This is a genomic window from Paenibacillus alvei DSM 29, assembly GCF_000293805.1.
Classification (GTDB): domain Bacteria; phylum Bacillota; class Bacilli; order Paenibacillales; family Paenibacillaceae; genus Paenibacillus_B; species Paenibacillus_B alvei.
Map to the genome: position 1 here is coordinate 672,685 of NZ_AMBZ01000002.1, position 14,846 is coordinate 687,530.

13 protein-coding genes and 1 riboswitch are annotated in these 14,846 nt (G+C 48.0%); all 13 genes read left to right on the plus strand.

The window, feature by feature from the left end; all coding sequences use genetic code 11:
- The first annotated feature begins 71 nt into the window (after positions 1–71).
- The 13 genes from spoVG to PAV_RS09525 all read left to right on the plus strand — a co-directional run bounded on the left by spoVG (position 72) and on the right by PAV_RS09525 (position 14,427).
- Positions 72–356: a septation regulator SpoVG gene (gene spoVG / locus PAV_RS09470; protein WP_005545528.1), complete on the plus strand. Its 285-nt coding sequence runs from the start codon at positions 72–74 to the stop codon at positions 354–356.
- Positions 357–479: 123 nt separating this feature from the next.
- Entirely contained in the window at positions 480–1,874 is a 1,395-nt protein-coding gene (glmU, locus tag PAV_RS09475) for a bifunctional UDP-N-acetylglucosamine diphosphorylase/glucosamine-1-phosphate N-acetyltransferase GlmU (protein ID WP_005545530.1), read from the plus strand.
- Between the two features lie 151 nt (positions 1,875–2,025).
- The gene (locus tag PAV_RS09480) at positions 2,026–2,979 is read left to right on the plus strand and encodes a ribose-phosphate diphosphokinase (RefSeq protein ID WP_005545532.1); all 954 of its coding nucleotides are present in this window, start codon (positions 2,026–2,028) and stop codon (positions 2,977–2,979) included.
- Positions 2,980–3,160: 181 nt separating this feature from the next.
- Entirely contained in the window at positions 3,161–3,721 is a 561-nt protein-coding gene (gene pth / locus PAV_RS09485) for an aminoacyl-tRNA hydrolase (protein ID WP_005545533.1), read from the plus strand.
- A gap of 307 nt (positions 3,722–4,028) precedes the next feature.
- Positions 4,029–4,259, plus strand: coding sequence for an anti-sigma-F factor Fin (locus tag PAV_RS09490; protein ID WP_005545535.1), 231 nt, complete (start codon positions 4,029–4,031; stop codon positions 4,257–4,259).
- Positions 4,260–4,396: 137 nt separating this feature from the next.
- On the plus strand, positions 4,397–7,927 hold the full coding sequence (mfd, locus tag PAV_RS09495) for a transcription-repair coupling factor (protein ID WP_005545537.1): 3,531 nt from the start codon (positions 4,397–4,399) through the stop codon (positions 7,925–7,927).
- Complete coding sequence (locus PAV_RS09500) at positions 7,914–8,984, plus strand: peptidylprolyl isomerase (protein WP_005545538.1); 1,071 nt, start codon at positions 7,914–7,916, stop codon at positions 8,982–8,984. The genes mfd and PAV_RS09500 overlap by 14 nt, the downstream gene beginning before the upstream one ends.
- Positions 8,985–9,612: 628 nt before the next feature.
- Entirely contained in the window at positions 9,613–10,155 is a 543-nt protein-coding gene (gene spoVT / locus PAV_RS09505; protein ID WP_005545540.1) for a stage V sporulation protein T, read from the plus strand.
- 313 nt (positions 10,156–10,468) lie between these two features.
- On the plus strand, positions 10,469–10,798 hold the full coding sequence (locus PAV_RS36855; RefSeq protein WP_005545541.1) for an oligosaccharide flippase family protein: 330 nt from the start codon (positions 10,469–10,471) through the stop codon (positions 10,796–10,798).
- Entirely contained in the window at positions 10,792–12,105 is a 1,314-nt protein-coding gene (locus PAV_RS36860) for an oligosaccharide flippase family protein (RefSeq protein WP_005545544.1), read from the plus strand. Before PAV_RS36855 ends, PAV_RS36860 begins: the two co-directional genes overlap by 7 nt.
- 63 nt (positions 12,106–12,168) lie before the next feature.
- Positions 12,169–13,689, plus strand: a complete 1,521-nt coding sequence (yabN, locus tag PAV_RS09515) for a bifunctional methyltransferase/pyrophosphohydrolase YabN (RefSeq protein ID WP_005545546.1) — start codon at positions 12,169–12,171, stop codon at positions 13,687–13,689.
- Positions 13,690–13,876: 187 nt separating this feature from the next.
- The gene (locus PAV_RS09520) at positions 13,877–14,149 is read left to right on the plus strand and encodes an HU family DNA-binding protein (protein ID WP_005545547.1); all 273 of its coding nucleotides are present in this window, start codon (positions 13,877–13,879) and stop codon (positions 14,147–14,149) included.
- On the plus strand, positions 14,149–14,427 hold the full coding sequence (locus PAV_RS09525; protein ID WP_005545548.1) for an RNA-binding S4 domain-containing protein: 279 nt from the start codon (positions 14,149–14,151) through the stop codon (positions 14,425–14,427). The genes PAV_RS09520 and PAV_RS09525 overlap by 1 nt, the downstream gene beginning before the upstream one ends.
- 265 nt (positions 14,428–14,692) lie before the next feature.
- Positions 14,693–14,736, plus strand: a riboswitch (PreQ1 riboswitch).
- Positions 14,737–14,846: the final 110 nt, after the last annotated feature.

Genomic DNA, 14,846 nt, shown 5'->3' on the forward strand with positions numbered 1-14,846 from the left:
ATTAAGAAGGATTTTTCATGCGCGTGTGGAATTATACACCAAGTCTCGATGGAAAAAGGTGGTGAACACACGTGCAAATTACTGATGTAAGACTCCGCCGCGTCAACACAGAGGGGAGAATGAAGGCAATCGCGTCGATTACGATCGATAACGAGTTTGTCGTTCATGACATTCGTGTAATCGACGGCAACAATGGCATGTTTGTAGCGATGCCGAGCAAGCGGACTCCAGATGGCGAATTCCGCGACATTGCTCATCCAATTTCTTCGGCGACTCGTGAGAAGATTCAAGCTGCAGTATTGGCTGAATACGAGCGCGCTGCTACGGAAGAGGAAGTTATCGAAGAGGGCGCGTAGTTTTATGATTTTATAATTGGGGTTGCAAAGAAAGGGAGCCAATCATAGGGGCTCTCTTTTCTTTTTCTCCATAATGAGATATATTCTTCTATGGAGTAAAGGTAGAGCAGGAGGTCGGACGCTTTGAAAAGAATGGCCATTGTGCTTGCTGCCGGACAAGGCAAACGCATGAAGTCAAAATTGTACAAGGTGCTTCATCCCGTATGCGGGAAACCAATGGTAGGGCATGTTCTTGACGCAGTCGAAAGTGTAGATTGCGAACGCACTGTCGTTATTGTAGGACACGGAGCAGAAGCCGTACAGAAATTCCTGGGGGAGCGAGCTGAGTATGCCTTACAGGCTGAACAGCTTGGAACAGGACATGCGGTTAAGCAAGCGAAGGCGCTTCTTGATGGTGAGGAAGGAACGACACTTGTCATTTGCGGCGATACACCGCTTGTGACACCAGAAACGTTGGCACAGTTGATGGAACTGCACAACCGCGCTCAGGCGTCAGCGACGATTTTGACGGCTGAACTGAATGATCCAACAGGATATGGTAGAGTCATTCGCGCAGAAGACGGTTCGGTCTTGAAAATTGTCGAACAAAAGGATTGTACGCCCGAGGAACAGCTCGTTAAGGAAATCAATACGGGCACGTATTGCTTCGATAATCGGAAGCTGTTCGCGGCGCTGGAGCAAATCAGAAATGATAATGCCCAGCAGGAGTATTATTTAACTGACGTAATCGGCATCATGAAGACACAAGGGGATATCGTGCAAGCATATTGCACGCCCGATATCAGTGAAGCGATCGGGGTAAATGATCGTATGGTGCTGTCGGAGGCGGAACGCTTCATGCGGGAACGCATCAACAAGCGTCATATGCTGAATGGTGTAACGATTATTGACCCTGCCAATACGTATATTGAATCCGGTGTTATCATCGGTTCAGATACGGTTATTGAACCTGGGACAAGCTTACGTGGGACAACGACAATCGGCAGCGAGTGTGTTATTGGGCCAAACAGCGAGATTGTCGATTCTACAATCGGGAATGGCGTTCATATTAAGCAATCTGTGTTGTCCGAAGCTTTTGTAGGCGATGAGAGCACAGTAGGGCCGTTCGCTTATTTGCGTCCAGGCGCTCGTCTTGGTAAGCAGGTGAAAGTTGGCGACTTTGTTGAAATTAAAAATGCGTCGCTCGATGATCATACAAAGGTTTCGCATCTCAGTTATATTGGCGATGCTGAAGTGGGTAAGAATGTAAATATTGGATGCGGTGCGATTACGGTCAATTATGATGGGTTTAATAAGTCGGTTACCCAGATTGGAGACGATGCGTTCATTGGCAGCAATGTCAACTTGATTGCACCTGTCAAAGTAGGTAATGGCGCTTATGTAGTTGCCGGATCAACCATTACGCATCCTGTGCCAGATAACGACTTGGCTATCGCTCGAGAACGTCAAGTGAACAAGCCGGGGTACGCGGAGAAGATTCGCAACCGCGCAAAAGCAAAAAAAGAACGAGAAAAGTGATCGATAAGGTTGCACTTTTCATTCAATATCGTTTAGCATGGTATTGAGAGCCTTTTTAGTTGAGACCATGTAGGGATAGACTAAGCAGCACCATTAACGGACAGTATAAAACAACGATGAACAAGAACCGGCACGGAGGGTTTTTAATATCATGACGTATTGTGATTCCAAGTTGAAAATTTTCACTTGCAACTCCAATCCTAATTTAGCGAACAAGATTGCAGAATACATCGGGATTCCGATGGGAGATGCAGAAACGAAGAGCTTTAGTGATGGTGAGATTCAAGTTAAATTGTCTGAAAGTGTACGCGGTTGTGACGTTTATGTCGTTCAATCGACGTGTGATCCAGTCAATGACAACTTGATGGAGTTGCTGGTAATGGTGGACGCATTGAAGCGTGCATCGGCAAAGAGCATTAATGTAGTTATTCCTTACTATGGCTACGCTCGTCAAGACCGTAAGGCGCGTTCGCGCGATCCAATTACGGCGAAGCTTGTAGCGAACCTGATCGAAACAGCAGGGGCTCATCGTGTGATTACGATGGACTTGCATGCCACGCAAATTCAAGGCTTCTTTGATATTCCTGTGGATCATATGCTGGGTGTTCCGATTTTGGCTCAATATTTCCGCTCCAAACAGCTCGAAAACGTTGTTGTCGTTTCGCCTGACCACGGCGGTGTAGTTCGTGCACGCAAATTGGCTGACTTCCTGAATGCGCCGCTTGCCATTATCGATAAACGCCGTCCAGAGCCAAACGTTAGTGAAGTTATGAATATTATCGGGGATATTAAAGGCAAGACAGCGATCATCATCGATGACATTATCGATACAGCGGGTACAATCGTGCTTGGTGCGAACGCATTGGTTGAAGCAGGAGTAAAGGAAGTATATGCATGCTGCACGCATCCAGTATTGTCCGGACCTGCGATGGATCGATTGGAGAAATCGCCATTTAAAGAAGTTGTCGTAACGGATACGATTCCGATTACTCACGAAAACCCATCTAGCAAGTTACACGTGCTGTCGGTTGCACCGTTAATGGGTGAGGCGATTATTCGTGTTCACGAAGAATTGTCCATCAGTAAATTGTTTGAGATTGAATAAAGCATTGGTCATATGACCTTAGCTGCACATTACGGAAGGGTTACGTCTTCGGTCTTCGCCGAAGAAGTAACCCTTATCGGCATTTGAAGTGCGACTATTGCACTACATTTAATGTGAGTTCGCGCATCATTTGCAGCTTTGTTCGTCTGGATCAGGATGTAATAGGAAGGATGTATCGCTCTTGAAGTGGATTGTAGGATTAGGTAACCCAGGAACCGAATATGCCGCAACCCGCCACAATATCGGCTTTATGGCAATTGACTCTCTTGCGGATCGCTTCGGCATTCAAGTACGTGAGAGCAAATGTAAGGCGTTAATCGGAGAGGGACGCGTTGGAACAGAGAAGATCGTCCTTATCAAGCCCATGACGTATATGAATCTGTCTGGAGAGGCTGTTCGCGCATATATGGATTACTATAAGGCGGATATTGAGGATTTTATCGTTCTATATGATGATATGGATACAGAGCTTGGGAAGATACGCTTGCGCTATCAAGGAAGTGCGGGCGGACACAACGGAATTAAGTCGCTCATTCAGCATCTAGGAACACAATCTTTCAATCGAATTCGGATGGGGATTTCCCGTCCAGAACCTGGTCGTTCTATTGTAGATTACGTGTTGTCCACGTTTCCAAAAGCGGGTGCGGATGACTTGAGGCAGACAATCGAGCGTACTTGCGACGCTGTCGAATTCTCGCTTAAGCATTCGTTCGAACAAACGATGGCGAAATACAACGGATAAAATGAATTGATCGAAAAATATCGGTTTTCAGCACCAAGAAGGTTGCGGGAACCCGAAGTACAGCTTTCGTAGCGAGTTTTGCTTTGTAAAACTTGTAAGGAGAAACGGAGTGTAGTTGGGACTACATGAATAGCTGAAATGTTTCTGCAGGGAACATACTGTCGGAAGCATACGCTGTTCGAGGGTGAGTATAAGATTCGCTGTCGAATTACATTCTGAGAAACTTCGTGATCAAAACCGATATGGGCTAATGTGCCTTTCTTTTGGACATACTGAACGGTATAATCCATTAGTGGGAGGCATATACATGTCTGTGAACTATGTGTGCAAACATTGTCATACGATGATTGGGCGTATCGACGGGAATGGGATAGATGAGGAACGTCTCGGTTTTCACCTACTTACCCCAGACGAGCGCCAACAATATATTGTTGTTCATTCCAATGGAGACGTAACAGTTCGGATGACGTGTGAATATTGCACAGAAGCGATTCAGATGCACCCCGAATTATCTTTGCTTTCCTCACCCTTGCAATGAGGGTAGAAGAGACAATGATAGGTTAGCGTCAGCCTTGGCTTGTCAGCCGAGGCTTATTTTGGATGATTTTAGAGCATATAACCTTACTAGCTATACCATGTAATATTTATTGTGGGTGAGAAAGAGGTGCCTATCTTTTGTTGAATGCACTCATGCAAGCTTTATCAGAAGAGCGTGATATCGAATCGATTGCTGCAGGCGTCCGCGCAGGAATGAAGGAGCAATTAGTATCCGGCTTGTCGGGTTCAGCTCGGCAGGTAATGATGGCCGCGCTTCAGCAGCAGCTGGATCGCCCAGTGCTCGTCGTCACACACAACATGTTCTCTGCACAAAAAGTAGCTGATGACCTGCAAGAATGCTTGTCTCCTGACCAAGTGCTATTATATCCAGCCAATGAGTTGGTTGCTGCAGAGGCAGCGATATCAAGCCCAGAAGTGATAGCACAGCGCATCGAGGTGCTCACCCGGTGCGCACGTGGATTCCGTGGGATCGTTGTAACGCCGTATGCAGGATTACGGCGTTATTTGCCTGCTTGCGAGATGATGGCTGAGGCAGGAATAACCTTATCGTTAGGTGACGATCTTCCGTTGAATACATTTTTGGCAGAAATGGTTGCGTGTGGTTATGAGCGTACAGAACGAGTAGAAGCCAAGGGCGAGATGAGTGTTCGTGGGGGTATTGTCGATATATATCCGATTACAGCTTCATATCCATATCGAATTGAATGGTTCGATGATGAAATTGACTCGATTCGTTCGTTCGATACGCAGGATCAACGTTCCATTGAAAAGCTGAAGCAACTGACGATATTGCCATGCAAGGATTTAATTGCCGATGAGACACGCTTCGCCGCTGCGGCTGAGGCGACTTTTGCACGCCTAGAGGAGCAACTCGGCAAAATGACCGATCGCCAAGTAAAAGAAAAGCTTGAGCGAGAAATCGGTCATGATATCGAACGAATGAGAGGTTCTGTCTATTTCACGGAGCTCTATAAATATGTGGCGCTACTCTATCCGGAGAAGCATACCTTATATAATTATATGCCAAAGGATACGCTGCTTGTCGTAGATGAGCCTGCTAGAGTAATGGAAACAGCCAAACAGCTTGAACGGGACGAGTTAGAGTGGAGCACACATCTGCTTTCTAATGGTAAAACCCTGCCTTCTCTGCCACTGGGGGTATCTTCTGATGTAGCAATGGGCAAGCGTCCGTTCCAAACGGTTTTCATGGCATTGTTCCTGCGCCAGGTTCCACACACGCAGCCGCAAAACATCGTGAACGTCATGTGCCGCTCGATGCAAAATTTCCATGGGCAAATGAATGTATTGAAGGCAGAAATGGAACGGTGGAAAAAGACTGGTGCCAACGTCATTATGCTGGCTAATGGAGATGAGCGTATTGAACGCATGCGTCGCGTGCTGCAAGATTACGACATTCCAGAGCCTACGATCCTAAAGGGTAACCTGCAGACTGGATTCGAGCTTCCATCGATCCACTTAGTAGTCATTACCGAAGGTGAGATGTTCTCCGGCAAGCAGCGGAAGACGCGCCGTACGGAATTGAGTGCAAAAGTTGACAATGCAGAACGGATTCGCAGCTACACTGAATTGAAGGTGGGCGATTATGTCGTTCATCAGAATCACGGTATCGGCAAATATATTGGGATCGGAACGTTGGAGATTAACGGCATCCATAAGGACTACTTGCATATTTTATATGCAGGCGGGGATAAACTATCTGTTCCGGTTGATCAGTTGCATCTCATTCAGCGTTATGTAAGCTCTGAAGAAAAAGAGCCGAAAATTTATAAGCTTGGTGGAACCGAGTGGACGAAGGTTAAAAATAAAGTTCGTTCATCCGTGAAGGACATTGCGGATGACTTGATTAAGCTGTATGCAGCAAGACAAGCATCTAGCGGTTATGCTTTTGAAAAGGATACGCCAGAGCAGCGAGAGTTTGAAGATATGTTCCCTTATGATGAAACGCGGGATCAACTGCGTGCCATCGAGGAGATTAAGCAGGACATGGAGAAGCCAAGTCCGATGGATCGTCTGTTGTGTGGTGATGTTGGCTACGGCAAAACAGAGGTCGCTGTCCGCGCCGCTTTCAAAGCAGCTATTGAGGGCAAGCAGGTAGCGATACTTGTACCAACGACGATATTGGCGCAGCAGCACTATGAGACATTCCGCGAACGGTTTGCAGATTATCCTTTTAATATCCAAGTGCTCAGCCGATTCCGCTCACGTAAAGAGCAAAACGAATCAATGAAGGGGCTGAAATCGGGCGTTGTCGACATCATTATCGGAACTCACCGCCTGCTCTCTCAGGATGTTGTTTTCAAAGATTTAGGCTTGCTGATTGTCGATGAAGAGCAGCGCTTCGGTGTAACGCATAAAGAGAAGCTAAAGAAGCTGAAAATGAATGTTGATGTACTGACGTTAACAGCAACACCTATTCCTCGAACCTTGCATATGTCCATGCTCGGTGTTCGAGATTTGTCGGTAATTGAAACACCGCCGGAGAATCGCTTCCCAGTGCAGACTTACGTGTTGGAGTACAGTGACAATCTGGTGCGTGAGGCGATAGAGCGAGAACTGGCAAGGGGAGGCCAGGTGTACTTCCTGTTCAACCGTGTTCAAGGAATTCATCAGATGGCCGATCATATTAAGATGCTTGTACCTGATGCCCGCGTAACGGTGAGTCATGGTCAAATGTCTGAGACAGAGCTGGAGAAGACGATTCTTGACTTCTTGGATGGGGAATATGATGTCCTTGTAAGCACCAGCATTATTGAGACAGGAGTAGATATACCGAACGTGAACACGCTTATTGTGCATGATGCGGACAAGATGGGTCTGTCACAGTTGTATCAACTGCGTGGGCGAGTTGGCCGTTCGAACCGGATCGCTTATGCTTATTTCACTTATCAGCGCGATAAGGTATTGAATGAAGTGGCTGAGAAGCGTCTTCAGGCGATCAAGGAATTTACCGAGCTTGGTTCCGGCTTCAAAATTGCAATGCGTGATTTATCTATTCGAGGAGCCGGTAATCTGTTGGGTGCAGAGCAGCATGGATTTATTGCGTCAGTTGGATTCGATCTGTATTCGCAGATGCTGGCGGATGAAGTGAACAAACGTAAAGCGGAGATCGATGGAGTTGCCATCGAGGATCAGCAAGAACTGACAACACTTATCGACCTGAACGTGGACGCGTATTTGCCGCCGAATTATATTTATGATAGTATTCAGAAGATTGAGATTTACAAAAAGGTAGCGGGACTTGCTACATTGGATGAAGTCGAAGAATTGCGGGACGAACTCATCGACCGCTTCGGTGAACCACCACTTGCTGTCCTCCAATTGCTTGCCGTCGCTAGGCTGAAGCTTTATGCGAAGCAGTATGGATGGGAATCGATTGTACAGCGTGGAGATATGGTCACGATCAAGGTCCATTCTTCGGCGGAGCCGTGGTTAGACCGCAAGAAGATGGCTGCTGTTGCTTCTAAGCTCGATCGACGCATCAGTGTCGATCAGGAGGCTTCCGGTGCAGTGAAGTTTAATGCACGTGGTGTCGATGCTCTGCAGCTATTAATGATATTGGAACAATTCATGCAGGAAGCTAAAGGTGCCATCAAATCGAAGGGAGAATTGCAGAATGTTGCAAAATAACAAGACGCGTTCCAAGAAGTGGTTGTTACTGGCATTGTCTGCGGTGCTCGCTATATCCGTGTTAGCCGGATGTGGCAACAAAGAGGACAAGTCAGCGGGCAAAGCTACCGACAACAGTAAAGTCGTGGCTACGTATGAGGGAGGACAAATTACGCAGAACGAGTTCGACAAAGAAATCTCGAACATGCTGTTCTTCTACCCGGAATACGAGCAAATTATTAGCATGGATCAATTCCGCGACTACTTCGTAAAACAGCAAATCGCGTATCGCTATTTGGATGGAAAAGCGCCGGAGAAAGCGAAGCAAACCGGTAAAGATAAAGCCAAAGAACAAATTGGCGTCATGAAGAAACAGATTGGGGACAAGCAGTTCAAGGAAATGCTGGACAAGCGTAAGCTGACAGAAGATGAAATCACCGAGTATATGGCTCGCATCTTGACGGTTGTACAAGATTACAACGGCAAAGTAACCGAGGATCAGCTCAAGGCTGAATTCGAGAAGAACAAGAAGGATATGACAACTGCTTCGGTTCGCCATATTTTGATTGGATTCAAGGATAAAGAAGGCAAAGAGCGCAAAAAAGAAGATGCTTTGAAAAAGGCGAAGGAAATACAAGCCCGTCTGAAGAAGGGTGAAGACTTCGCAAAGCTGGCTGAACAGTTGTCCGAAGATCCGGGCTCGGCGAAAGAAGGCGGTCTGTACAAGGATGCTGCTGTAGGCCAATGGGTTCCAGAATTTAAGGAAGCAGCTCTGACATTGCCGCTTAACCAAGTCAGTGATCCGGTAGAGACAAGCTACGGCTACCACGTTATGCGTGTGGAAAATCGCAAGGAGAAGGAATACAGCAAGTTGACAGAGGAAGAGAAGGAATCCTTGCGCACACGTGCAGCTTCTGAGTTGATGAACAACTTCATGCAGAAGGATCTGGACAAGCTGATCAAGAAAATCGACCTTCCTAAGACGGAAACAAAGCCGGAAGAGAAGAAGGACGAAAAGAAAGATGAGAAAACAGAGACTCCTAAAACAGAAGCACCTAAAACAGAATCCGGCAAGTAATGGCTTGTAACGAGATGATGACTCATCATCTCGTGTGCAGCCCTTTCCCCACAAGGGGAAGGGGCTATTTTTTGCGGCAGGTATGGAAACGGAATGAAATATTCATAAAAATAAAAAAGTTTTCATTTCCTGTTTCATCCTCAGGTTATACGTTTATTTACAATTTGTCATGGCATGGGTAAGAATTAGACATACTATATTAGTGGCTGTTCAAATTCATTACCGGTTATAATTTGAACGAACGAGCTTGTTGCCTTGTGCACAAAAGCAACTTTCGAAGCTAAGCCCGCATAGATGTGTTTGAATCAAAAGTCAAATCCAACATTTCGCATCGCTGTCGAAGAAGTTCCCCTCAGTTTCGACAAAATCAGAGGAAAACACTGAAAAATCTCTCCATATTGATGCAAAATGTGAAAATTTTAAGAATTCACAACAAAAAAATGTCGTTTAGTGTCGAAAAATGTGATTTTTTTTGCAACTTGGATGGCATTACCTACGTATGATGTTTATGTATAAGAACTTGGGAGCAGATGAATACTATGGTCAGTATTACAAACCATTCCGCATCTCTCCTAATTAACAATAATACAGTAGATCAAAATACTTACTGAAAGCGGGGCAACTCATAATGAAAGCTACTGGAATTGTTCGTCGTATCGATGACCTCGGTCGTGTTGTAATCCCTAAGGAAATTCGTCGCACATTGCGCATTCGTGAGGGAGATCCTCTTGAAATTTTCGTTGATCGTGATGGAGAAGTGATTTTGAAGAAGTACTCCCCAATCGGCGAATTGGGCGACTTCGCTAAGGAATATGCGGAATCCTTGTATGAAAGCACAGGACATATCACAATTATCTCCGACCGTGACACAGTGATCGCGGTTGCTGGCGGATCGAAAAAAGAATACATGGACAAGCAAATCGGAATGTTGCTTGAGAACTGTATGGAGAACCGCAAGACAATGATCGAAACGAATGCAGGCAATTATGAAATTGTAAAAGACAGCCAAGAAGCTTTCTCTTCTTTCGTTGTTGCACCGATCGTTGCTGGTGGCGATCCAATCGGTACAGTCGTTATGCTTAATAAAGACGACAGCGTGAAAATGAGCCAAATGGAAGTGAAAATGTCGGAAACGGCTGCTGGCTTCCTTGGCAAGCAAATGGAGCAGTAAATCGATATTTGCCAACGAACAGCCCCCTGTCTACGGGATGCGTGCATGCGCAGCCTGAACGATACAGGGGGCTTTTTTGTGCTATGAGTTCTTGCTGCTTTTCCTGCATTCTGATGTCCTGGCAGAATTAGAACAATGAACAGCTATCCGTGTTTTCTTCGCTCAGGCTAGTTGATACGTTATACAGTTAAATGTGCTGCTTTCAGTGCTGATCCGCTGTGCCCGTATGTACGGAGCTAATAGGGGAGGGGGAATTAGCCTGTCCGATTATGCTATAATACGATACGAATGTTAGAGATGGGCGGGATGAAGCTTGAATAAACGACCCCCCCGGGTAGCGGGGCAAGTTATGTCCGGTGCCTTATTGTTAGGCATGGCGACAATAGTGTCGAAGGTGATCGGAACACTGCAAAAAATTCCGCTGCAAAATATCGGGGGAGACGGTGTATTCGGCATATATAATGCGGTGTATCCGTTCTATGTCCTACTTGTTGCTATTGCAAGTGCCGGGATACCGGTCGCGGTGGCACGACTTGTGGCCGAATGCGAGGCAGCAGGAGATGAGATAGGTTCTGAGCAAGTACTGCTGGCGTCAGGACTCCTCATGACTGTAACCGGGGTTGCTGTTTTTTTGCCATGCTGAATGGTGCCGAACAGATTGCGGCTTGGATTGGCAACCAGCATACAGAAGCGGCGATTCAAAGTTCTGCCTATGCGCTGCTCGTCATGCCGCTTGCTGCAGCCTTGCGCGGCTATGATCAAGGCAGGGGACGGATGACCTCAACGGCTGTATCGCAGGTTGTGGAACAGACGGGACGCGTTGCTGTCATGATAGGGCTCTTGCTGTATTATTCGCGTCTGGGTGCTGCAGACGAGACGATCGCTGCCGGCGCTACCTTCGGTTCGTTCGCAGGCGGCGTATGCGGTTTGTTATCCATGATGCTCTTCCGCAGACGCGAGAAGCGGGTAGGGCGGTATCCGAAACGGAGACAGGTACCATTGGGAGTACGGCAGCAGGCAAGGGCGATATGGGGCTGGATTCGTCGGCTGACCTGGACGGCGCTCCCGATTTGTCTAGGGGCTATTGTGCTGCCTGCCGTAAATGTAGTAGACGTATTCACTGTACCTCGCTTTCTGTTGCATCAGGGATGGAATGAGGCGGAGGCTCTTGCTCAGTTCGGTGTGTACAGCCGGGCGTATCCACTTGTGCAGCTAGTCACAATGGTTGCTAGCTCGCTGGCTGTGGGCGTCGTTCCGACAGTTGCATCAGTCATGCGTAAAGAGGGTACAGTTGGAATAGCACCAATGATCGAGACGGCACTGCGCTGGTCGTGGGTGCTTGGACTGGCAGCCACCATAGGGCTCGTTGCCTTAGCAGAGCCGCTCAATGTGGCTTTGTACACGGACAGCGCGGGAATGCTGACGTTCGTGCTGGTTGCGTCTACGGCAGTCAGCGGCGTATTCCATGCCGTGTCAGCTGCGCTGCTGCAGGGCATGGGTGCGGTGCGTGCCCCGGCCCTGCACCTCGTGTGCGCCGCAATTGCGAAGGCGGCGCTTAATATATGGCTGATCCCGGCCTACGGCATTGCCGGGGCAGCCATCTCTGCTGCGGCCTCGCTCGGGCTGGCCGCAGCCTTGAATGCGCACGCGCTCGCTGCTGCCAGCGGCGTGCACTTTGCCGCTTGGGGCGCTCGCAGCGCGCGCCTTGCGCTGGCGCTCGCCGGCATGGCTGCAGGCGTGAGCCTAGCCGCAGCCGTTCCGACATGGCTTGGCGCTTCTGGCCGCTTAGCGGCTGTGCTTGCCATAGCCATAGGCGTGCCGCTTGGCGCGGCTATATTCGCCCTACTTGCCATTGTATTGGGCGCTGTCAGGCCGCAGGAGCTGGCTCAGCTGCCGCGCATCGGATCGAAGCTAGCTTCGATCGCAGCGCGATTCTCGCCCCGCACATGATTCTGTGAGCAGAAGTATGGGGAATAATACACAGTAATGCAACAATCGAAGGGAGATTCACTCATGCCTGGAACCATTACTGTCGTCGGGCTCGGATCCGGCGATGAAAGTCAATTGACGCTGGCCGTATGGAACGTATTGCGGGAGGCCAAGTATCTGTACGTGCGCACAGCCGATCATCCGGTAATCGCTTATTTGCAACAGAATGACGTCACATACCGCTCATTCGATTCCGTATATGAAATGCAAGATGATTTCCCATCGGTGTATGAAGAAATTGTACGCCAGTTGATGGAAACGGCCACAACCAGCCCGCAAGATTCGATTGTATACGCGGTTCCTGGACATCCGATGGTGGCTGAATCTACGGTTCGCTTGCTGCGGGAGCAAAGTGCAGAACAGGGCATCGAGCTGCGCATTATTGGTGGAGAAAGCTTCCTGGATCAAGCGTTCCTCCGCTTCGGCTTTGATCCGATTGAGGGCTTCCAACTGCTTGATGCGGCGGGACTGCAGGCAGATGGCTTGAATCCAAGGTTGCACACCGTGATCGGGCAAGTGTATGATACGTTTACAGCATCTGATGTGAAGCTGGGCCTGATGGAAGTATATCCTGAGGATTACGAGGTTGTTGTGGGCCATGCGCTCGGTATAGAAGGCATGGAGCGCATACAGCGCGTTCCGCTTTATGAGTTGGATCGCTTAGAGGGCTACGGGAATCTGTCGTTAATTTGGGTTCCACGCTCCGACAGCGACGAGGTGCGCAAGCGCACATTCGGTCGCCTGCATGAAATTGTGTCGATCCTGCGAAGCCCGGGAGGATGTCCCTGGGATCAAGAGCAGACGCATGAATCGATACGCAAAAATCTAATCGAGGAAACCTATGAGGTGCTCGAAACGATCGATGACGATGATCCGACAGCGATGCAGGAGGAGCTTGGTGATCTGCTGCTGCAAATTATGCTTCATTCTCAAATGGAGGAAGAAGTCGGAACATTCACCGTGTATGATGTGATCCAGTCGTTGAATGAAAAATTGATATTCCGCCACCCGCATGTATTTGGAAATCAGCATGCGGAGGATGCTGAATCCGCACTTGGCACGTGGGAGCAAATGAAGGCCGAAGAACAGCAGAAAAAGGGAATTGCTGACGCAAGACCTTCTGTGCTGGACGGTGTCCCGCGTGATTTGCCGGCATTGATGAAGGCCTATAAGCTGCAAAAAAAGGCGGCTAAAGTCGGATTTGACTGGGATAATGCCAACGATGTACTTGACAAAGTGGCTGAAGAATTGCAAGAATTGCGAGAGGCGATACGAGATGCGGGATCGAATCAAGATGATGCAGAGAAAATGGAACAGCTGGATCATGCGCGCGAGGAGCTCGGCGATCTATTATTCGCAGTTGTGAATGTATCTCGGTTCATTGCGGCCGATCCGGAGGAGTCGTTGACTCACACGAACCGTAAATTTGTACGCCGATTTCAATACATCGAAGAACAACTTCGTATAAAGGGTAAATCTTTTGACCAAACTGATTTACTAGAAATGGAGCAATGGTGGCAGGAAGCGAAGCGCTTAGAGCCGTAAAGCTCCGGGTGATGGCGGACTACTGCTCTCTATTTTTCGTCAAAATATGAAAAAATGCCGCACCCGAGAAGGAATTTTGTGATGGAGCAAGAATACATACAAGCATCAACATTCCAAGGCTCGGGCAAGCGCCTGTAGACCATTATTCATTTCAACTATGAAAAAGAGGACTGGGAGGACAATACACATGAACAAAACAGATTTGATCAACAACATTTCCACAAAAAGCGGTTTGACTAAGAAGGACGTTGAATCCGTATTGAACGGCTTCTTCGGTGAAGTAACAGACGCATTGTCTAAAGGCGACAAAGTTCAATTGATCGGCTTCGGTACATTCGAAACACGCAAACGCGCTGGCCGCACAGGTCGCAACCCACAAACAGGAAACACAATCGAGATTCCTGAATCTACAGTTCCTGCATTCAAAGCGGGCAACAAGCTTAAAGAAGCTGTAAAATAATGCGTTTAGACAAGTTCCTGAAGGTATCGCGGCTCATCAAGCGACGTACTGTCGCGAAGGATGTGTCCGAGCAGGGGCGTGTTGAACTGAATGGCCGTGAAGCGAAGCCGAGCACGACAGTGAAGGTCGGCGACGAGATTACGGTTCAATTCGGACAGAAACTCGTCACCGTCCGCGTAGAGCGTCTCCAAGAGACGACGAAGAAGGAAGAGGCGGCGGGTATGTATACGCTGCTGAAGGAAGAAGCAATTCCGAGAGACAACGGATTGAACTGGTAACAGCCAGTCCATTGCGATAGAAATGCGCATTCCAATTAGCAAGGAAGCGGTAATCCGTCTATAAGGACGGAGCCGCTTCTTTTATTTTCACGGGGCATTCGACAGATCTGCACGATGATATCGACTCAAATCCGTTCTATCCATTCATGGAGCATTATGGGTAATCTTGTGTAAAGCTGTCATGGTGGAGAGATACGCGCTATAATGGGATAAGCAATCCCGTCCCAACGGGATTCAACATCATAACATTCCGTGCCTAGACGGTACGGGAGAGGTTCGCAATCTCCCTCTATAAAAAACTAAGGCTGACAGCATTCTACAGGGCTATCTTTCCTTAGTGCTGTCTTTTTTTGTACTTACAGAAGCCGTGGATTGGCAGTCGCTGATTTTACGTGAAACTGAGGAGTACAGGCCTTCTG

Bases quoted from the DNA above. Each gene is read 5' to 3' on its own strand.
- PAV_RS09480 (WP_005545532.1), top strand. From the start codon at position 2,026: ATGACGTATTGTGATTCCAAGTTGAAAATTTTCACTTGCAACTCCAAT.
- PAV_RS09490 (WP_005545535.1), top strand. From the start codon at position 4,029: ATGTCTGTGAACTATGTGTGCAAACATTGTCATACGATGATTGGGCGT.
- PAV_RS09500 (WP_005545538.1), top strand. From the start codon at position 7,914: ATGTTGCAAAATAACAAGACGCGTTCCAAGAAGTGGTTGTTACTGGCA.
- spoVT (WP_005545540.1), top strand. From the start codon at position 9,613: ATGAAAGCTACTGGAATTGTTCGTCGTATCGATGACCTCGGTCGTGTT.
- PAV_RS36860 (WP_005545544.1), top strand. From the start codon at position 10,792: ATGCTGAATGGTGCCGAACAGATTGCGGCTTGGATTGGCAACCAGCAT.
- yabN (WP_005545546.1), top strand. From the start codon at position 12,169: ATGCCTGGAACCATTACTGTCGTCGGGCTCGGATCCGGCGATGAAAGT.
- PAV_RS09520 (WP_005545547.1), top strand. From the start codon at position 13,877: ATGAACAAAACAGATTTGATCAACAACATTTCCACAAAAAGCGGTTTG.
- PAV_RS09525 (WP_005545548.1), top strand. From the start codon at position 14,149: ATGCGTTTAGACAAGTTCCTGAAGGTATCGCGGCTCATCAAGCGACGT.